Consider the following 19,020-nt stretch of genomic DNA (forward strand, 5'->3'; position numbering starts at 1 on the left):
GCCAACGACGACCAGAACCGCGCCATTACCATCGACTTTCGCTGAATGTGGAAGCAGAAGGAGGTGCCAATGGCCACGCAAGATTCACCCAACCTTTACGAGCGGCTCGGCGGTGTCTACAGCATCGCGACCGTCGTAGACGACCTCATCGACCGCGTGATGGCCGATCCGCGGCTCAATGCCAATCCCTTGGTCGACGACGCGCACCACAAGGTACCGCCGGCAGGCTTCAAATACCTGGTTACCGAGATGCTGTGCTGGGCCGCCGGGGGTCCGCAGAACTACACCGGCAAGGACATGGAGAGCTCGCACCGGCACCTGCGCATCACGCCGGGCGAGTGGGACGCGTTCATGGACGACGTGGCGCAGACGCTTGACAAGTTCGCGGTCCCGGTGGCCGAGCGGGCCGAGGTCGTGGCCATCGTCGAGAGCACACGGACTGACATCGTCGTCTAACGGCGCCGCCGAGCGTGCTTAGAGTCCGGATTTGACCCATCTCCGACATCGGTTTTCGGGCAAGCTCGCTCACACGTTACAGGCGGCGGCCTCTCCGGTTCAAAGGCCGCTAAACCAATTGTAGCCTTCATCTTCCCAGTAGCCGCCGGTGTAATTATTGAGCACGACAAGCCCGATCACGTGCTTAGGATTTTTGAAGCCGAGCTTGGTCGGAATGCGCACGCGCATGGGAAAGCCGTATTTCGGCGGCAGGACCTCTCCATCGTACTTGAAGGTCAGCTGCGTCTGCGGATGCAGGGCCGTGGCCATATCGATGGAGCTGGAATAGCCTTCGGCGCAGGTGAAGTGCACATACTTTGCCGTCGTGTCGGCGCCAATCCGGCGGAGGAATTCGCGGAGCGGCGTTCCCGTCCATCTTCCAATCGCACTCCAACCCTCGACGCAGACAAGGGCGGGTGATCTGCGTCTCCTGGGGCAGCGCGTACAGCCGATCGAGCGTCCATGGCCGTTTGTCGTCGACCAAACCGTCGATCAAGAGTTTGTAATCGTCTTGGTCAATATCGGGTGCATTCTCCTCGCGATAATACGCATTGAACGGGAAAGGACGCGTGATCGCGGTTTCTGGATAGGTCGGTGCAAGTCGGTTCGGGTTGAATAGCCACGCCTGCACGCGATCATTGAAACGAGACACGATGCGCAGCGCGTTCTCAACCGACGGCCCATCGATGATGTCGCATCCTGTCAGAAAGGCGAGCGCGCCGACGCCTGCGCCGGCCCGCAGGAAGGCGCGACGGGTCGGCTCGGGCAGGAGTTTGGCAGCGTCCTTGGCCAGCAGTTCGGCGTCGATCCTGGGAACCGATGATCTCGAACGAGACATCTCTGGTCTCCTAAGCGGCCGCAGATTCCAAAGCCCATCGCCGCAAGCATCGCTACGGCGTTAATCCAATGGGCACCCGGACTTCAAGCGGATGAACCCGGCTCTTTCGCCTTTGCGAAAGCCCGGCCCGCCGAGAGTTGTGTCAGCCGCGCTTCCTAGTTCCCGCATGGGCAACTGTGGTAATCTAGTGTTAGCAGCTATCAATGCCGCAGGGATCGGCGGAGTTCCTCGAAATCCCTAGCGCGCGAGATGGAATTGACCCGGGTCGTCGAGGGTCATCCTGGCAGCTGCCAAACCAGTGCTCCAAATCGTCAGGGAGGAAGCGATGTCTCGTACGATAGCGTATTCGCTGCGAATGATTGGTTTTGGCGCTATTCTGGCGGCGCCCTTGGCATGGGCTCAGGAGACTGCGCCGGTACGCGTGCGTGGCACCATCGAAGGTGTCATTGATAGCGCTGCCTACATGGTTAAGACACGCGATGGAGCCGAACTAAAAGTGACGCTTGCCGAAAAGCCGCAGATCGCCGGAATCGTCAAGGCGTCGCTTTCCGATATCAAGGAGGGCTCGTTCGTCGGCGTTACCGCGATGCCCAAGGCCGACGGCAGCTTGAGCGCACTCGAAGTACACATTTTCCCAGAGGCCATGCGCGGAACTGGTGAGGGACACTATCCGTGGGATCTTCGGCCACAGAGCACGATGACGAACGCGAACGTTGAACAGATCGCTGCTGCTGTTGATGGGCGCACGTTGACGTTGAAATATAAGGACGGGGAGAAGAAAATCTTCGTCCCCGCCGATGCACCCATCGTCGCTTACGTACCGGGAGACAAGAGCGATCTCAAGCCTGGCGCGAAAGTCCTCATCATCGCGGCCAAGCAGCCTGATGGAACGTTGCAGGGGCGCGCCTGGCGCGTCGGTCGGGATGGACTAACGCCGCCAATGTGACTGCAGCACGAGCGAGTAGCTCCGAGTGAGTGGCTCTTTCTTGTAAAGCCCGCGACGGCAATACGCGGATGCGGATCAGGCGGTAGCGCCGAGAGTTGGTACATCCGGTTATGGCACAAACCGGCTGTTGGAGGCCGGGCAGAGCATGTCCGCTCTGCCCGGGTCTTTCAGACATCAACTTGTTCCGCTATTGCCAAAGCATCGTCTACTTCGATCCCGAGATATCTGACGGTGCTTTCGATCTTGGTGTGGCCAAGCAGAAGCTGGACGGCCCTGAGATTGCCGGTGCGACGGTAGATCAGGGTAGCCTTCGTGCGTCGGAGCGAATGCGTCCCGAAAAGCCTAGGGTCTAGTCCAACGCTGCCTATCCATTCCGAGACGAGGCGCGCATATTGCCGCGTCGTCATACTGCGTTCGGCACCACGACGACCAGTGAACAAGAACTCTCCGGGTCTTTTGTTGGCAACCTTCAAATAGTCATCGACTGCTTGGCGGGTCTGTTCGCTCAACTCGAATCTGACTGGCCGGCCAGTTTTCTTCTGTCGGACCGTTGCCCGATCCGCTGCGTATCCGCTGGCGGCGATATCTTCGACCTTGATCGCTACGACGTCACAGCCACGCAGCTTGCTGTCGATCGCCAAGTTGAACATGGCGAGGTCCCGAGCACGACCTTCGATCTGGAGTTTTGTCCGGATCGACCAAACGTGTTTGGGGCGCAACGGGGGCTTTGCTCCGGTCACCTTGCCCTTATTCCAGGGCACTCGCTTATGGGATGCGAGGGTCGCGTTCTCGTGATCTTGCATGGCCATACTCCTCGGTTAGAGAGGGCGAGAAGCATGAGCCAGGGCGTTGGAACTAGGTCAGCTTTCGGGCCACTACGGACTTCGCGTCTGGCCCGGCGACGAGGGACCGGTAGCGAATGACCCAAAGCTGTCGTCGCTGCTGTGCGCGGCCAAATGAGAAACGAATCTTTTGCGGCAGGTATTGCCCCGAAGGACAGTTGCTCGCCGGGCGAAAATCTGATGCTATTCTTTGGGAGAAGCTTCCCTGCCAACAATAGAACGAAGGAGAGAATGATGCGCTCACTCCTACTCGCCGCGCTCGGCATTACCGCGTTCTCCGCAACCATGGCTGTCGAGACACCTGAGGCAAATGCTGTCGTCTATTGTGCCGCCGGTGTCTACCGCGCCGGCTGCGTCGCCCGACCCGGCGCCGTCGTCCGACCCGGCGGCGTAGCATCCGTCCGAGGTGTTGCCCGTCGTACTACTCGGCGTGTTGTTCGGCGATCCGACATGATGCTTAAGCACGACATCTCGCTTCTCGGCCACCTCGATAACGGCCTCGGCTTCTACCGCTTCAGTTACAACGGCAGCGACAAGGCCTATGTCGGCGTGATGGCGCAGGAAGTCCAGACAGTCATGCCCGCGGCGGTATTGCGCGGCAGCGACGGCTATCTGCGGGTCTTCTACGACAAGCTCGGTCTGAAGTTCCAGACCTACGACCAGTGGGCGGCATCGGGCGCTCATATCCCGGCCGGCACACCCGTTGAGCAGTAACGCTTGGACAAGCAAGGACGCAAGAATCCGTTGCCGTGGCGGCACGGCATCTTCGATGTGCAGCTCCGATCAAGCGCATAAGGCGCCCGCTTTAGCGGGCTGCCGCGCAACGATTCAGTGCCTTGGCTTCGAAGAGCCCCAATACGCACGGCAACAAGTTGCCAAAATGCCTCCGAGGTAGATGTTGAGGAGCAAAGAAGCGCGGCTGTGCGCCATTGTTGTCCAAAGATTGTTTCAAACTAGGCTTGCGCCCAAAGAGGCGCTGAATGGGCTCGCGGCACCGCGCCCCCGAGCGTTTATGAACTAAGATCATAGGAGCGTTGACGATGTTCTGTTTGTCCTCCATCTCCGCAGCCGCGCTGGCTGCTGTTTGTGCCGCAAGCGTGTTTGCCACGACTGTCGCCGCACAAAATGCGACCATGGACATCGGCACGCTCGACAAGGAGGCAGCCGATAAGGCTTTCCCCACCAAGCCTCCATACTCGCCATATGCGGGCCGTAATTTCCCGACGCGGCCGTACTTCGGCGACACGCACACGCATACCTCTTACTCGATGGACGCGGGCGCGTTCGGCGCTCGGCTCGGCCCAAAGGACGCTTATCGCTTTGCCAAGGGCGAGGAAGTTATCGCTTCCAGCGGACAACGCGCGAAACTTTCGCGCCCGCTGGATTTCATGGTGGTAACGGATCATTCGGACGGCATGGGTTTTTTTCCGCAATTGATCGGCGGCGATGCCAGCCTGCTCGCTACGCCGCAGGGCCGGAAGTGGTACGACGGGATCAATTCCGGCAAGGGCGCAGAGGCCGCCATTGATATCGTCACCAGCTTCGGCAAGGGGCAAATGCCCAAGGGCTTCCCCACGCCGGGGACGCCGGCCTATCGCAGCGCGTGGCGCGAAACGATCAAGGCGGCGGAAGAAGCCAATGAACCGGGTCGCTTCACTGCTTTCATCGGCTATGAGTGGACCTCGAACGCTGGCGGCAACAACCTTCATCGCAATATCATTTGGCGCGACAACGGCGCCAAGGCCAGTCTCGTCGAACCCTTCACCACGTTGCCGCCGCTCGGCAGTCCAAATCCCCGCGATCTCTGGAAATGGATGGCGATGTGCGAGGAAAAAACCGGCGCCGAAATTCTTGCGCTCGCGCACAACGGCAATCTGAGCAACGGTCGGATGTTTCCGATCATCGAGTCGTTCAACGGCAAGCGGATCGACCGCGAATATGCGGAGAACCGCACCCGTTGGGAGCCGCTCTACGAAGCCACGCAAATCAAAGGCGATGGCGAGACCCATCCATTTCTTTCGCCCAACGATGAATTTGCAAACTTTGAACGTTGGGACAAGGGCAACCTCGATCTGACAGAAGTGAAGAAACCGGAGATGCTTGAATTCGAGTACGTCCGTTCGGCATACAAGAACGGGCTCAAGATGGAAGCCGAACTCGGCGTAAATCCCTACAAGTTCGGCCTGGTCGGCAGTACCGATGCGCATACCGGGCTTGCGGCAGTCGAGGAAGATAATTTCTTCGGCAAGACATCTTCTGCCGAACCGAGTGCCGATCGCGCGATGCATCCGTTCGTCAAGACCGACAAGGCCGTCATCATGGGCTGGGAGACGACGGCGTCCGGCTACGCCGCGGTATGGGCCACCGAAAATACCCGTGAGGCGATTTTCGACGCCATGAAGCGGCGCGAAACTTACGCGACTACCGGCCCGCGCATGGTCGTTCGTTTCTTCGGCGGCTGGGATTTCGAGGCCGCCGACGCCAACAATCGCATGCCGGCGCGAGTTGGCTACACCAAGGGCGTACCGATGGGTGGAGACCTGAACAACGCTCCACAAGGAAAGTCGCCCACCTTCCTTGTCGCCGCCTTGAAGGATTCGATCGGTGCAAATCTGGACCGCATCCAGGTCATCAAGGGCTGGGTCGGAAAGGACGGCCAAACGCAGGAGCGAGTTTACGACGTCGCGGTTTCCGGCGGCCGCACGATCGGCGCCGACGGCCGCAGCAGGACATCCGTCGGCAGCACGGTTGACGTCGCAAATGCGACATGGACCAACACCATCGGCGCGGGCGAGATGATTACAGTCTGGAAAGATCCCGACTTCGATCCCGCTTTGCGCGCCTTCTACTATGTCCGCGTGATCGAAATTCCGACGCCGCGCTGGACGGCCTACGACGCGAAATATTTCGGCATCAAAATGCCGGCGGAAGTCACGATGACGACCACCGAACGGGCCTATACCTCGCCGATCTGGTACACGCCTTGATCGCTCGGCTGCTGAGAGAGCCGTTACTGCAGTTCCTCGCGCTCGGTGCCATGCTGTTCGCGCTCTACGGGCTCGCCGGCAAGCGAAGCGCGGAGGCGCCCGATAAAATCGTGGTTTCCGCCTCGCGGGTCGCCAACCTCGGCGACGGATTTGCGCGGACGTGGCGGCGGCAGCCGAACGAGCAGGAACTGCAGGGCCTGATCGAGGACTACATCCGCGACGAGGTGTTCTACCGCGAGGGCAGGGCGGCCGGACTGGACCGCGACGACGCCGTCATCCGCCGTCGCGTGCGGCAGAAGATGGAATTTCTCGCCGAGGACATGTCCGTACCGGAGCCGAATGATGAGCAGCTTGCAGCCTATCTCGCGTCCAATCCGGAGTTATTCCGAGCCGAAGGTCAACTTACATTCCATCATGTCTTTCTGAGCGCCACGCGGCGGGCGAATACCATCGAGAGCGACAGCAAACAGGTTGCGAGCGTCCTGGCTCGCGCCGACGCGGCTGTGGATGCGACGTTACTTGGCGATCCGTTCCTGCTTGGCGAGGAGTTTCGTGGCGTCTCGCCAAGCAAGGTAACGAGCATATTTGGCGAAGACTTCTCCAAGCGGATAGCGGCCATGGAGGCGGGCCGTTGGCAGGGACCGGTTTCTTCGGGCTTTGGACAGCATTTCATCTTTATCAGCGAACGCGTTTCCGGAGGGTTGCCATCGCTCGATGCTGTCCGACCAGCCGTCCGCCGCGAGTGGGCGAACGCCCGCCGCCTTGAGGCGGAACAGAAGCTTTATTCTTCGCTTCGGGGACGCTACGAAATCGTGGTGGAGGCCCCTCGGGAAAAGGCGGCGGAGGCCGCCAGCCGATGAATCGCTTCCGTTTTCTCTTTGCCGTTCTGATGGTGCTGCTGCCGCAACTTGCCTTCTCGGATGAACTTCGGCCGGGCTATCTTGAGGTGCGCCAGACCAGCCCTGACGCCTATAATCTGCTTTTCAAGATTCCCGCGCGGGGGGAAGACTTGCGGCTCGCGATCTACGTCAAACTGCCCGAAGGCACTCAAGATGTAGCGCCGCCGCGGGCATCATTCAGCGACGGTGCCTATGTCGAACGCCGTACCATTCGGCGGGATGAGGGGCTCGCCGGGCAGGCGGTATCGATTGAGGGCCTGTCGGACGCATCGACGGATGTACTGGTTCGGATCGAAAGCCTTGCCGGCGCAGTACAGACCGAACGGCTTTCCCCGACGAAGACGGCATTCATTATTCAAGCGGTGCCCGGCGCGGGAGAAGTGGCGGCGACCTATCTGCGCCTTGGCGTCGAACACATTCTTTTCGGCTTCGATCACCTGCTGTTCGTGCTGGCGTTGGTGATCCTCGTTCGAGACTGGCGCCGCGTTGCCATCACTGTGACGGCCTTCACCATTGCACACAGCATTACGCTTGCCGCGGCGACGCTAGGTTTCGTGAACGTGCCGGGTCCGCCCGTGGAAGCGACCATAGCGCTGAGCATCATGCTGGTTTCCGTTGAGATCCTGAATGCACGCGGTGGAAAGCCAAGTCTGACCGCACGTCTGCCGTGGCTGGTTGCCTTCAGCTTTGGGCTTTTACACGGTTTTGGCTTCGCCGGAGCCCTGGCAGAGGTGGGATTACCCCAACATGCGATCCCCATTGCGCTGCTGTTTTTCAACCTCGGCGTGGAGATTGGGCAGTTGGCTTTCGTGGCTGCGGTCCTAACGGCGGGCGGTTTGTTCCGCACCGCAACGGCGCTTCGCCTCGAACCTGCCCTAATTCAGCGGACAGCCAATCGGCTCGACGTGATCGCGGCGTACGCGATCGGCACGGTGGCGGCCTTTTGGCTGATCGAGAGGACCTCTGCCTTTTTTGTGTGAAGTCCGTAGGCGGGGCGTCGACATGCAATGAGGCTGGCGACTTCCGTTTTTGGCACCTTTGAGACATGCCCGTCTATCCTGAGAATGTCGGTTCACCGGGCGGACCGGAAGTAGCCGTGGTCCGGTCAAACCGACGCGAATGACCCTGAACGGACATGCGTCGAATCGAGGGGCAATTGGACGGTTCGATTAAACGAACCGTTAGAACCTTTCGAGCACAAATGCCGGGAACAACTGGAGATTACGATGTCACTCGCTTTCGCGTTGGCCTTCGCGGCAGCTGCCTTGGTCGAAGCCGCCGGTTACTTCTTCAAGCTTAACAAGAACCTCGTCGCGGGCGCTCGCACCCTGATCATTATGGTCGGCCTCTGGTTTGCCGTTACGGCAAGCCGCGAGACGATCACCACTAAAGGGACACCATCAGAGATTAAGTTGGGACACCTTCCGTCTCACCGCACAGCTTAGGCGGCACTCGCCCGAAGGATTAGGTAGGTTGCCCTATGACGTATAGTGATACTGCTTGGTTGGGCTGTTTTGCTGTGCTGGGCGCGTCCGCATTCATCGTGTTGCGTCCAAAATGGTTCTTCGGTCGAAAATTGTCGTTGGAGGAAGCGCTCGCGTTCTGTTGGGTGCAATGGTCGATCTATATGGGGGCGTTCGTAATCTACATCGGGCTAACGCTGCCGTTAGGTCTTTCGCGCGATGCGCACGGCCCGGCGATTGGCATTGCCGTTTGTTCATCCATTGTTGCCGGTCTGGGGTTGGCACGGGTCACTAGCGACTGGAAGAGCGCGGTGAGCAAATCTATTTTTGGTCTGTTTGGCCTCACTCTTGTAGTGGTTCCCCTCACTGCCGCCTTAGCTCTCTCAAAATGACAACTCGTCGAGCAACAAACCCCGTGCACTTCCGGTACTTACCCTACGCGGACTTCGCCTTAGGCCGCCTCGGATGCGGCACCGCTCGCATCTCGCGTCGTCTGCGTTTGGAAACATTTTCTAGCCTGAATGATTTACTCCCGGGGCTTCGCAAGATGCGAGGCATTCATGAACCCTCTCTCGGCGAGCGACGTGTTCCTTACGGTCGCGATCATGAGCGCCACTTTCCTGACCGATTGATTGGAATGCTTTGAAAGGAGCGCTCGATCTGGGCAACGCATAGCTGATGCGAGGTCTAGGACTCCGCAAGCTTAATGGTTGAGACTGGCCACCTTCCATCATGACCTTCGATGGAAATCCGAAGCCCGTGCAATTCATCCAGCCAAACGTTCTCGACCCTGCCTGCCTTTCCGTCGGTAAGCACGACGGCTTTGCCGATCAATTCGGATTGGGCCGCACCGTACTCATTCAAAATCTTTGACGCGCGGCGCTTCACCGACGGCATTGCTCGTCCATGTTCGGCCGAGCCGTCTGTGCTGTCCAAAGCGGCTCAACGCCGAAGTTTGTTCCAGCGCTCAGCACTGGGAATGATTGATGGTGACTGCTCGTCCAATTCGCGCAGCCGGTCGATTTGCGTTCTAAGGCTTCCCGGCAATTCCGGCTCTTCTTTTAGGAACGCGCGTAGCCTCTCACCGATCTCTTGAACGATCGCTCGGCTGTGTTTGGGGTCTATGTCAATACGGTTGCGCATAACGAAGCCTCGTTCGGGGAAGAAGGCGCCAGCATCGGCGACCCAGCGCCTGCGCCACCACCTACCCCTCCCGCAGCTTTCCCGCTTGCGAGCACGGCTGGCAATTCTGAACGGAACCGGAGACCGCCGCTTTTGGCTATCTGCGCGAACGCTTTGAGAACAGCGGGCCCCGCAGTAGGAACCTTTGGCTATCCGCGACATGCGCCATGTAGTTAACGGCGAGCGACGGTCTCGTGCTTCTAAAGTCTTGACCGGAGCTTTCGTTCCCTGACTTCTAATCGTGACGCCGTTCGGAACGGAAGGGGAAGCAATTGGAGCGCCGAGCCGACGCATTGAGGAACTTGCCGCGCGCTCTGGAACCATTTCAGAGAATGTCCGGTTTAGTCCTGTGGGGCCGATGGAGGAACCATCGCCATGAGGATCGAATATCTTGCTGCAATCGCGATAGTTGCCGTTGCCGCTGGTACTGGACTGGCGGTCCATTCTGTCGGCTCGCTGCCGCCCGAAAAGCAGTCCACGCCTGCCGCCGCCCAATTGGCGACCCTGTTAGCTGAGTCCGTGGATCCGTTTTTGCTTCGGTCCGGCCGGCCGACGCCCGCGCGCGACGATACTTAGCGCCTCGTCTGGCAACGACCGCTGTAACGCCTTCTCACATCCCATGGCGCTCGCATCCATACGTCCGTTCCTCGTCTGTCGGATTGAACGCGAGAATAGTTCCGCTGCTTCAGCCTACGCCGCAACGTCGTCGGCGCGCCGATTCACTTCGCAGCACATGGCGGATGCCAGTCATCAGGAGGCCTCCATGCCGGAGATCAACACCAGGTTTCTGTTCACGCTCGCTCTCGAAATTCAAGTATCCAGTCTCGGCGATACTCCATACGGCCGCCGACGCATGTTTCATTTTGATGGCGGCAGCTTCGACGGGCCGAAGCTTAAGGGCAAGGTGTTGCCAGGCGGCGAGGGTTGGTCGTTGATCCGCCGCGACGACGTGATGGAGGTGGACGCGCGGTGATCCTCGAAACCAACGACAACCATCAAATCTACGCGGCCTGGAAGGGACTTCGCCATGGTCCGAAAGAGGTCATGGATCGCCTTTATCAAGGCGAGATCGTCGACCCGGGAGCCTACTATTTCCGCACCACGCCATACTTCGAGACGAGTTCAGAAAAGTACAGTTGGATGAACTGCATCTGCTCGATCGCCAGCGGCTCGCTTTCTACGAATGCACGAACGCTAGATGTTTTTCAGGTGTTGTAGTCGATGCATCAGACGTCCGCTGCTGGCAGATATTGTTGCAAAAGGCTATTTGCGGTGGCGATCGAAATTTTTCAGGACCACTGATGCGTTTCGCTCGAGGCGATATGAGGGACCACATCGTTTCGCACCAAAACGACCAGGGAGCTTCGTATCGGCGTTACGGAGTATTGCAGTGGCCACGTCGGCCAAAAATCAACTTTTGCGAGATTTTTGACGTCGTTCGATTTTCGACTTTTGCAACAATATCGGCACTTTTGATACATGCCGACGGTCCGCGATTAGGTCTGCTTGTGGTGCTAAACCCGAAGTAAGCTGCACGCGGTCAAATGACCCATATACGACATCGAACGGATGCAGGGCGACCAGCGATCGAACACACCTCTACACGCCCTTCGAACCACCGATAGAAGGAATTATACAGTGACAGTGCATCCGGTTGCAGGCGCTCGGCGACAGTGCCTCATTGACGACCGATCGCCGAGCGTCGAAATCCCAGGCAGCGCCCGCCACGTAGACCGCGCACAGGCGGCCCGTCGGAAATCCGAAGCCGCTACGGAAGCTCGGATATCAGCTTGGTCCATTCGGCCTCGGTCCAAGCTCGGGAGGTGCAGGTGCGCACGTTTCCCAGCGAACCGAGCGCAAGCGCGAATTTGGTGACATGGTCCCCGAGAGGTGCTTCGGCGATGACAAGGATGTCATGCTCGCCAGAGGTGAGATAGACTTGCTTGATCTCGACCCCGACTTTCTTGGCGAGTTCTTTCGCCGCTTCGCTGCGCTTGGGAGCGTCACTGACCGCGCGAATTCCCTGGTCGGTCCAGTTGATCGTTAATATGAATGTCGGCATGTCGTCCTCCATGGATTACACAAGCCCATTGCTTGCCGCTCGCGCGGCAGGCCAACCTGCTCTATGTTGAAGTTGCGAGAGCGCCACAAAGGTAGGCGCTGCTTTCAGACTGCGATGCCTGCCGACGGCCTGATCGCTGCCCATTCCACCAAGCGGCGACGTCGGCTCGTCCCGTCTTAAAGGGGCAGCTCATCACACACTACGCGATGTCACGCGCCTGAGAAAGGGGGCTCCCGCGTTGCTATTACCCGGTGGAAAAGGAATAACGAGCCGGATCGGTCGCGACGGATAAGCTTGCGCCCTCGCGATGCGCGAGATGGTCGGAAGCACGGCAGTGCCCGTGATCAGATACAGAAATTGTCTACAGGGAAGTTTCATCTTGCGCTCCCAGATGCGAGCGACTGCCATCGCGCGTGAGCTTACATCAGTTGCCCAAATGTCAGAAGATGAGGGGATGGTTTAACAAAGCCATTCCCGATACGTCGCACAAGACTATTTCTGCGACAGCGACATAGCCTGTTCGCGAATGAGTACAATTTCCGCTCCTGGCACCTTAGAGACATGGCGACCGGCCCTCACGATGTCCGTTTCCTGGGGAAGACCGGAAGTAGTCGGCCGACGACCAAAATGACGCGAATGGCACCAAACGGACCACCGGGCCGGTCTGGTAATGTCCGTTGATTGGGGTAGACCGGAAGCGGTCGGCGGGGCGTCAAACCGGGGCTTTTGACCCAGTACGCAAGTCGGCATTCACGCAGCCCTTGAGAGTTGCCCCAAGGCCACCAGCGCCGCAACCGTCCGAGTGTCAACGGGAAATAACTTTCGTGCTAGGTTTCCAATCACGCTGCGCGAACAGTGTGACCCGCTGGCTCGAACAAACCTACGTCGAAACTCAGTGCGAGGAGTCTCATGACCGGTCAGGGCCGGCGCATTGCCGGTTGCCACTTGTTGCTGCGAGGTAACCGCTGGATGCCCATAAGCGTGAACAAAGCGCTTGGAGCCAAAGATCGTTGTTCACCGGGCGGTGCGGTGATTTCCGCATACCTCTCCGCAGTTGTTGAGGGGGACACAATTGTTGGCTGGATAAAAAACTCAGCGTTCTCGGTTCAAGAGGTGCTGCCCAATGGCGCACTCGCCCCGCTCGACCTGACTCCCGCGAAACTGGCGTTGCAAGCTGATAGCACCGACATGAAAGCAAGCAAGTCGGGAATAGTTGGCATCAGTTCGCTGATCGCGGGGCGTCGCATTCAAGGACAAAATACTGGAAACCTTCCTTCGAAGTTGCGTGAAGCTGCATTCGAACGCGCTACCGTACAGATACTGGACAAAATTCAGGGTCATTCCGTTGTCGGCGTGCGTCTGTACGACTGCTGAAACGCGAAAATTAAGCTTTTGATCGTGTTAGCTAGGTAGGTAAGCAGCTCTCGGCTATCACTTCCGTGCTGGCACCTAGAGGACAAAGTTCCTGCGTGGTTGCCTGTCAAGGTTTCCGACCGATTACCTCCAGATGGGACGTGGGACATACCCGGTGATATAGGGACGGGCAGAGCATGTCCGCTCTGCCCGTGTGTTTCAGACATCAACTTGTTCCGCTATCGCCAAGGCGTCATCGACCTCGATGCCGAGATTCCGGACCGTGCTTTCGATTTTGGTATGCCCGAGCAAGAGCTGGACAGCTCTGAGATTGCCTGTGCGCCGGTAGATTAGGGGTAGCCTTTGTGCGTCGCAACGAATGCGTGCCAACAGCCTCGGGTCCAGCCCGACGCTTCCGATCCACTCAGAGACGAGCCGGGCATATTGGCGGGTTGTCATACTGCGGTCAGGGCCGCGACGGCCGGTGAACAAGAACTCGCCGGGCCGTTTGGCAGTGGCTTTGAGATAGTCATCGACCGCCTGGCTGGTCTGCTCGCTCAATTCGAATCTGACGGGCCGACCGGTTTTCTTCTGTCGTACCGTTGCACGATCCGCTGTGTACCCGCCCGCAGCGACATCCTCGACCCGGATTGCAACAACGTCACAGCCACGAAGCTTGCTATCAATCGCCAAGTTGAACATGGCAAGGTCGTGAGCGCGACCTTCGATCTGGAGTTTCGTCCGGATCGACCAGACGTGCTTGGGCCGCAACGGTGGCTTTGCCCCGGTCAGCTTCCCTTGTTCCACGCCGCTCGCTTAGTCCTGGGGGGCGCATTCACTTGATCCTGCATGGTCATACTCCTCGGCTCGGTTACCGAGGGCGAGAAGAATGTGCCGCCGGATTGGACATCGGAATCAGGTCGGTTTTCGGGCCAAAGCGGTCAGGGTACCCTCGACGGTGGGTTTCGCGCTCGACGCAAGCGGCACATTTGAGACATGCCGACGCACGGTAACGATGTCCAGCTACGGGGGTTGAGCGGAAGTCATCAGTACGCGGCCAAATCGACGCGACTGACGTATTTCGGACGTGGGCACAGCCGGACGTCGGCCCATAATTGTGCTATATGAACATTCAATTGCCCGGTCCGGGGTGCGTCATGAGCAGTGAGCACGTAGAGCGGCGACTGGCGGCTATTCTGGCGTCGGATGTCGTGGGCTCTTGTCGCTTGATAGGGATCGACGAAGAAGGCACGCTGGCGCAACTGAAAGCTCTCAGAAAGACGCTTTTCGATCCCAAGATCGCTGAACATCACGGACGCATCGTCAAGAATACTGGGGACGGCGCTCTCGTTGAGTTCGCCAGCGTGGTCGACGCCGTGCGGTGTGCCGACGAAATCCAACGCAGCTTGGCAGAACAAAATACCGATGTGCCTCAGGACAAGCGGATCGAGTTCCGCATCGGCATTCATGTCGGTGATATTATCATCGCAGACGATGATATTTTTGGCGATGGGGTCAATATTGCAGTGCGTCTCGAAGGGATCGCAGAACCGGGTGGGATTTGCATTTCAGACGATGCTCACCGGCAGGTTCGGGGCAAGGTTGGGAACACCTTAGAGGATATGGGTTCGCAGTCTTTGAAGAATATTGCCGAACCGATGCGGGCTTGGCGCGTGCGCATCGGCCCGCGCTCCTCGCCGGCATTGCTAACAAAACCACCGGACCAGACTGCGCTGCCGCTTGCTCTCCCCGACAAACCTTCCATCGCTGTACTGCCGTTCGAGAACATGAGCGGCGATCCCGATCAGGAGTATTTTGCGGACGGAATGGTTGAAGAGATCATTACCGCGCTTTCCCATTTCCGACAGCTGTTCGTGATCGCCACGCAACTCGAGCTTCACCTACAAGGGGCGCGCCGTCGACGTGAAGCAGGTCGGACGCGAGCTCGGGGTGCGCTACGTGTTGGAAGGTAGCGTTCGCAAAGCGGCAAATCGAGTGCGCATCACGGGACAGCTCGTCGATACCGCCACGGGGGCACATCTTTGGGCGGACCGGTCCCTATCGACGCGCCGAAGATGTCGCTCGATACCAGGAAGGGTTGCGGCAAGCCGGGCTGCCCGAATAACCAGTGCAGCCAAGGTGCGGGAAGAGGGTGAGAGCCGCGATTTCTGCTTCTGGCCGATAGTGTTGCAAAAGCCCCAAAAGGACGCGCGGCTATTTTTCCACCAAAGAACGAAATAAGCGACAATCGCCGGTCAATGCAGCCTCAGCCCCGTTGTCGGAATCGCCTGTGAGTTTGGCGCCCGACAGCGTGGTCCCCCACGTTATTATTCGATCGTCGCGCCTATGGCTCTAAGAATTTGAGTCGCATGCCGCAAAAAGACTTTTGCAACACTATCGGCCCCAAACGGACCTGCCGTCGCAGTTTCTGCCTGTCCGCTCTCAAGGGATGAACGGTCTAGGGCCTATTGGGGCCCCGCCTCATGCGGGCGGGCATTTTCTTTGTCGGCCAATATCGCCGAAGGCTTTGGTTTGTATGAGTTTTATCCGTTCAATGGCAAACGAAAAAAGCGCTTGATCCCAGGACCACACGGCTTTGCCGTACGCTTCAGCGCCAGTCGTCCGCACGTTGTGTCCGCTCACAGACCGAAGCCCGCCCTGCGAACACGACCACGCGCCCGACGCTGCCGCGTCCACCGCAACCCGCCCCAACGTTCGTGACGATGGCCAACGCCCCTCTACCGGGACGGGATGGCGCAAGTTGTAGGGGTGATTTGGGTCTGCGGCGAAGAAGTATATTTTTGCGGAAGAGACTGGACCGGGCAAATCACGTTGAAGCCGTTACAGAAAATCGATTTCGCGCGCGCCGGCTATTTGCTCGTCCGGGCAAAATCAAAAGGGCAGTCCGGTCATTCTGCGTTAGCTCGCCGACCACAAATGGGTCGCGCCAATGCGCGCAATTAGATGGACTGGACTGCACCCGGTAAGTGAGGCGCGGCAAGTCATGAGTTCGGCCACGGCACACAGCGGACGTCATCTGACGGTCAATTCATGTTCGCTTTCGGAGGGCAACGTAGACATCACAAACTCAAGCCCGCATGTCTGCTGCCGAAGCCGACCTTAGATATCTCGCGGATGCACTTGTGCCAACCGAGGATGGCATCGAAGATGCAGGACCATTTGCAACTGGCTGCTGCAATGACCCAGATCGCGATCATCTACTTTTCCGTATCGGGAACCACTGAGAAGTTGGCGCATGGCCTGGAGCGGGGCGCCGCTGCGATTGCGGATGTAACCCTTTGCCGGATCATAGGTGATGACATCATCTCAGGCCGTTTTCAGAACGAGATGGTGCTGCAGACAATTGACGCTGCTGACGGCGTGGCATTCGGCAGCCCAACCTACATGGGCGGACCGTCCGCCCAATTCAAATCATTTGCCGATGCGTCCAGCGACAGATGGAGTGAGCAGAAGTGGGCTAACAAGATTGCAGCAGGCTTTACCACCGGAGCCTGTGCAAGCGGCGATCAGCTCCACTCGTTGACTTACTTCACGATCCTCGCTGCTCAGCACGGCATGCTGTGGTGCGGGCTGGACATTCCAGGAGGAGAGGATCCGAGTGGTCGCAATCGTCTCGGGAGCCAGCTTGGACTCGCTACGCACTTGATCGATGGCGACTTGCCTCAAAGTGATCTTAGCTCGGCCGAATACCTCGGCAGGCGATTGGCTCAGATTGCGAGCCGTCATGTCGGTTAGTGGCATGACCCTTCCGATTGGTGTCTGCTTGCGGGGGCGGACCCGACATGGCGAAGTAAACCGCCGCTTCCGTCAATTGACCATAGGTTGAAATTTTTGAACCCAGGCGGCCGCGCCGGCGTTCAAAAATTGCTGGCACGCAACAAATTCCGCACCTCGTGAACATAAAACATTTGACGGGCTGAATTTTCTCTGCGCTTAGATCATGACGTTCGTCGCGGGTGAAATTGCCTGCACTCTTGAGGACCGTAATGCGCACCGCACGCACCCACATCGCAGAGACTGCCGCCCGCGTCCGGCCGCTTATTCGGCTGGCTGCTTGGTCGTGCATGTCCGTGATGGCACGGGGTCCGAATTTTCAGCTCCGAGCGGGGCTGATCCGCAAAGCAAGAGTGTAACTCTCGGCGCAGGGCTGCTCCCTCCGCCGAAACGGCAGGAGGGCAAGATGAACGCCCGCAACGACGTCAAGAGACCATCCGACCAGCGCTTGGACGCGAGGCTCGCTCTGGCAGCGGCTCGACTGCGATTTGCCGCGCGGGTTGATTTTCTGGTGGCTCGCTGGCTCGAGCGCTGCGCCACCAACGCACCGAGGCCGCACAACGGTTGCTCAAGACCGGTCGGAAGCCCACACGTGAGTTCGGGATGGGCGTAAGCCTTGTCGTTTCATCTCCACGTTGGGATGAGTCCCCATGACGGGGGCAGGCGGCGGGGTGGGAATAGCATCAAGGTGTGGAGGGAGGCTGCCCAGCCGGCAGCCTCCCTTAATCTATTGCTAGTCATCGGCGTTGACCTGATGCATCCTCAAAACAAGGCTCTCCCTGTTCAACATCGACAGTTCACGAACCGGATCTGACCGGCTGATCTGACGATGTCTGCTTGCACGGGCAGGGCAGATCCCCCCGTTGCATCTCCGGACTTCCGAGTTTGGACCCTGGCTGTGTGAAAACGCTGCGCTTGATGTGATTCGCGCACTATGATTCCCGCACGATTTGCGGGGGCTTCGGATGAAGCGCTTCATTGATGGTGCGGATCGTGGGCAGGGCACGCTGTTTCCTGAATGCGTGGAAGACTGGATCGGCGAGGACAATCTAGTTCGTGTCCTCGACGTCCTCGTCGACGGCCTCGATCTGGCCGAGCTTGGGTTCGGCGGGGTCGATCCCGAGGCAACCGGCCGGCCATCGTATCATCCCTCGATGCTCCTCAAGCTGTACATCTACGGCTATCTGAACCAGGTGCAGTCGAGCCGGCGGCTTGAACGAGAAGCTGGACGCAACGTCGAGGTCATGTGGCTGCCGGGTCGGCTCGCACCTGATCACAAGACGATCGCAGACTTCCGCAAAGACAATGGCCTGGCGCTACGCAAGGTCTGTGCGCGCTTGGTCGAACTCTGCCGTGAGATGGGTCTTCTCGCGACGGCGAGCGTCGCCATCGATGGCAGCAAGTTCAAAGCCGTGAACAACCGGGACAAGAACTTCACACGGGCGAAGGTGGAGCGGCGGCGTGCCCAGCTGGAGGAGAGCGTCGCGCGCTATCTGAGCCAACTTGATACGGCCGACCGGCAGGAGCCGACGGAGGCACTGGCCGCGAAGGTGACGAGGCTTACCGAGAAACTGACGAAGCTGAAGGCGGAAATGGGCAAGCTTGCCGTTTACGAGAAGCAGATGCTTGCTTCGCCTGACCAGCAAATCTCACTGACCGATCCCGACAGCCGTTCGATGGCGACCAGCGGGCGTGGCTCCGGCATCGTCGGCTACAACGTGCAAGTCGCCGTGGATACCAAGCACCATCTGATTGTGACGCATGAGGTAACGAACAGCGGCTCACATCGGGCTCAACCGGCCAATATGGCCAAGCAGGCCAAGGCTGTTCTCAAGACCGAGACGCTCGATGCCGTGGCCGATCGCGGCTACTTCAGCAGCCCGGAGATCCTCGGGTGTCACGAGGCCGGCATCACAGTGACTCTGCCCAAGCCGATGACGTCGGGTGCCAAATCGGAGGGGCCCTTCGGCAAGCAGGACTTTGCCTATTTGCGAGAGGAGGACGCCTATCGCTGTCCAGCCGGAGAGCAACTGCCATATCGCTTTACGAGCGAGGAGGACGGCAAGCGGCTACGGCGCAACTGGACCACAGCTTGTCAAGCGTGGCCTGAGACCGAACCGGTCTTGGCTTCTCACCGGCTCCCTGGAAAAGGTGTGTT

Annotated in this window: 15 protein-coding genes and 5 pseudogenes; 14 read left to right on the forward strand and 6 right to left on the reverse strand. The window is 58.9% G+C overall.

The annotated features are described in order from the left end of the window. The first annotated feature begins 69 nt into the window (after positions 1-69). Entirely contained in the window at positions 70-456 is a 387-nt protein-coding gene (locus V1288_RS22995; protein WP_334359215.1) for a group I truncated hemoglobin, read from the forward strand. A gap of 99 nt (positions 457-555) precedes the next feature. Here the strand turns inward: V1288_RS22995 and V1288_RS23000 are convergent. Continuing rightward, positions 556-1,333 (reverse strand): annotated as a pseudogene (locus tag V1288_RS23000) (molybdopterin-dependent oxidoreductase). 325 nt (positions 1,334-1,658) lie between these two features. Between V1288_RS23000 and V1288_RS23005 the strand changes: the two are divergent. Next, the gene (locus V1288_RS23005) at positions 1,659-2,279 is read left to right on the forward strand and encodes a hypothetical protein (RefSeq protein WP_334359216.1); all 621 of its coding nucleotides are present in this window, start codon (positions 1,659-1,661) and stop codon (positions 2,277-2,279) included. 167 nt (positions 2,280-2,446) lie between these two features. On the opposite strand, the gene V1288_RS23010 is transcribed toward V1288_RS23005, so the two are convergent. Then, positions 2,447-3,082: a tyrosine-type recombinase/integrase gene (locus tag V1288_RS23010; RefSeq protein WP_334359217.1), complete on the reverse strand. Its 636-nt coding sequence runs from the start codon at positions 3,080-3,082 to the stop codon at positions 2,447-2,449. A gap of 477 nt (positions 3,083-3,559) precedes the next feature. On the opposite strand from V1288_RS23010, the pseudogene V1288_RS23015 reads away from it, so the two are divergent. The 6 genes and pseudogenes from V1288_RS23015 to V1288_RS23040 all read left to right on the forward strand — a co-directional run. Beyond that, positions 3,560-3,835, forward strand: a pseudogene (locus V1288_RS23015) (tail fiber domain-containing protein); the annotation flags it as partial. Positions 3,836-4,161: 326 nt separating this feature from the next. Further along, on the forward strand, positions 4,162-6,108 hold the full coding sequence (locus V1288_RS23020) for a DUF3604 domain-containing protein (protein WP_442893977.1): 1,947 nt from the start codon (positions 4,162-4,164) through the stop codon (positions 6,106-6,108). Continuing rightward, the gene (locus V1288_RS23025) at positions 6,105-6,968 is read left to right on the forward strand and encodes a peptidylprolyl isomerase (RefSeq protein ID WP_334359218.1); all 864 of its coding nucleotides are present in this window, start codon (positions 6,105-6,107) and stop codon (positions 6,966-6,968) included. The genes V1288_RS23020 and V1288_RS23025 overlap by 4 nt, the downstream gene beginning before the upstream one ends. Further along, positions 6,965-7,987 (forward strand): HupE/UreJ family protein, encoded by a 1,023-nt coding sequence (locus tag V1288_RS23030; RefSeq protein WP_334359219.1) that lies wholly within the window; start codon positions 6,965-6,967, stop codon positions 7,985-7,987. Before V1288_RS23025 ends, V1288_RS23030 begins: the two co-directional genes overlap by 4 nt. Positions 7,988-8,233: 246 nt before the next feature. Beyond that, positions 8,234-8,452 (forward strand): hypothetical protein, encoded by a 219-nt coding sequence (locus V1288_RS23035; RefSeq protein WP_334359220.1) that lies wholly within the window; start codon positions 8,234-8,236, stop codon positions 8,450-8,452. Between the two features lie 35 nt (positions 8,453-8,487). After that, positions 8,488-8,862, forward strand: a complete 375-nt coding sequence (locus tag V1288_RS23040) for a hypothetical protein (protein ID WP_334359221.1) — start codon at positions 8,488-8,490, stop codon at positions 8,860-8,862. 295 nt (positions 8,863-9,157) lie between these two features. On the opposite strand, the gene V1288_RS23045 is transcribed toward V1288_RS23040, so the two are convergent. Both V1288_RS23045 and V1288_RS23050 read right to left on the reverse strand, forming a co-directional pair. Further along, positions 9,158-9,367 carry a PRC-barrel domain-containing protein gene (locus V1288_RS23045; RefSeq protein ID WP_275187993.1) on the reverse strand — a complete coding sequence of 70 codons (210 nt, stop codon included), beginning with the start codon at positions 9,365-9,367 and terminating at the stop codon, positions 9,158-9,160. A gap of 45 nt (positions 9,368-9,412) precedes the next feature. Further along, on the reverse strand, positions 9,413-9,613 hold the full coding sequence (locus V1288_RS23050) for a hypothetical protein (RefSeq protein WP_275187992.1): 201 nt from the start codon (positions 9,611-9,613) through the stop codon (positions 9,413-9,415). Between the two features lie 414 nt (positions 9,614-10,027). Between V1288_RS23050 and V1288_RS23055 the strand changes: the two genes are divergently transcribed. Beyond that, positions 10,028-10,228, forward strand: coding sequence for a hypothetical protein (locus V1288_RS23055; protein ID WP_334359222.1), 201 nt, complete (start codon positions 10,028-10,030; stop codon positions 10,226-10,228). Positions 10,229-10,415: 187 nt separating this feature from the next. Then, positions 10,416-10,870 (forward strand): annotated as a pseudogene (locus V1288_RS23060) (DUF3237 family protein). Positions 10,871-11,420: 550 nt separating this feature from the next. Here the strand turns inward: V1288_RS23060 and V1288_RS23065 are convergent. Then, on the reverse strand, positions 11,421-11,714 hold the full coding sequence (locus V1288_RS23065) for a GYD domain-containing protein (RefSeq protein ID WP_334359223.1): 294 nt from the start codon (positions 11,712-11,714) through the stop codon (positions 11,421-11,423). Between the two features lie 909 nt (positions 11,715-12,623). Here V1288_RS23065 and V1288_RS23070 point away from each other — a divergent pair. Further along, a complete protein-coding gene (locus tag V1288_RS23070; RefSeq protein ID WP_334359224.1) occupies positions 12,624-13,088 on the forward strand; it encodes a hypothetical protein in 465 nt (154 codons plus the stop codon). Between the two features lie 198 nt (positions 13,089-13,286). Here the strand turns inward: V1288_RS23070 and V1288_RS23075 are convergent, their stop codons facing one another. After that, the gene (locus tag V1288_RS23075; protein ID WP_334359225.1) at positions 13,287-13,874 is read right to left on the reverse strand and encodes a tyrosine-type recombinase/integrase; all 588 of its coding nucleotides are present in this window, start codon (positions 13,872-13,874) and stop codon (positions 13,287-13,289) included. A 350-nt stretch (positions 13,875-14,224) separates the two neighbouring features. Between V1288_RS23075 and V1288_RS23080 the strand changes: the two are divergent. From V1288_RS23080 to V1288_RS23090, 3 genes and pseudogenes are all read left to right on the forward strand, one after another. Then, positions 14,225-15,122: pseudogene (locus V1288_RS23080) on the forward strand (adenylate/guanylate cyclase domain-containing protein); the annotation flags it as partial. A gap of 1,113 nt (positions 15,123-16,235) precedes the next feature. Further along, a complete protein-coding gene (locus V1288_RS23085) occupies positions 16,236-16,823 on the forward strand; it encodes a flavodoxin family protein (RefSeq protein ID WP_334359226.1) in 588 nt (195 codons plus the stop codon). Positions 16,824-17,827: 1,004 nt separating this feature from the next. Further along, a pseudogene (locus V1288_RS23090) lies at positions 17,828-18,961 on the forward strand (IS1182 family transposase); the annotation flags it as partial. Between the last annotated feature and the right edge of the window lie 59 nt (positions 18,962-19,020).

Origin of the sequence: Bradyrhizobium sp. AZCC 2176 (genome assembly GCF_036924645.1) — a bacterium.
GTDB lineage: Bacteria > Pseudomonadota > Alphaproteobacteria > Rhizobiales > Xanthobacteraceae > Bradyrhizobium.

Coding starts and splice junctions, on each gene's coding strand:
- V1288_RS22995 (WP_334359215.1), top strand. CDS start 70: ATGGCCACGCAAGATTCACCCAACCTTTACGAGCGGCTCGGCGGTGTC.
- V1288_RS23005 (WP_334359216.1), top strand. CDS start 1,659: ATGTCTCGTACGATAGCGTATTCGCTGCGAATGATTGGTTTTGGCGCT.
- V1288_RS23010 (WP_334359217.1), bottom strand. CDS start 3,082: ATGCAAGATCACGAGAACGCGACCCTCGCATCCCATAAGCGAGTGCCC.
- V1288_RS23020 (WP_442893977.1), top strand. CDS start 4,162: ATGTTCTGTTTGTCCTCCATCTCCGCAGCCGCGCTGGCTGCTGTTTGT.
- V1288_RS23030 (WP_334359219.1), top strand. CDS start 6,965: ATGAATCGCTTCCGTTTTCTCTTTGCCGTTCTGATGGTGCTGCTGCCG.
- V1288_RS23035 (WP_334359220.1), top strand. CDS start 8,234: ATGTCACTCGCTTTCGCGTTGGCCTTCGCGGCAGCTGCCTTGGTCGAA.
- V1288_RS23040 (WP_334359221.1), top strand. CDS start 8,488: ATGACGTATAGTGATACTGCTTGGTTGGGCTGTTTTGCTGTGCTGGGC.
- V1288_RS23045 (WP_275187993.1), bottom strand. CDS start 9,367: ATGCCGTCGGTGAAGCGCCGCGCGTCAAAGATTTTGAATGAGTACGGT.
- V1288_RS23050 (WP_275187992.1), bottom strand. CDS start 9,613: ATGCGCAACCGTATTGACATAGACCCCAAACACAGCCGAGCGATCGTT.
- V1288_RS23055 (WP_334359222.1), top strand. CDS start 10,028: ATGAGGATCGAATATCTTGCTGCAATCGCGATAGTTGCCGTTGCCGCT.
- V1288_RS23065 (WP_334359223.1), bottom strand. CDS start 11,714: ATGCCGACATTCATATTAACGATCAACTGGACCGACCAGGGAATTCGC.
- V1288_RS23070 (WP_334359224.1), top strand. CDS start 12,624: ATGACCGGTCAGGGCCGGCGCATTGCCGGTTGCCACTTGTTGCTGCGA.
- V1288_RS23085 (WP_334359226.1), top strand. CDS start 16,236: ATGCAGGACCATTTGCAACTGGCTGCTGCAATGACCCAGATCGCGATC.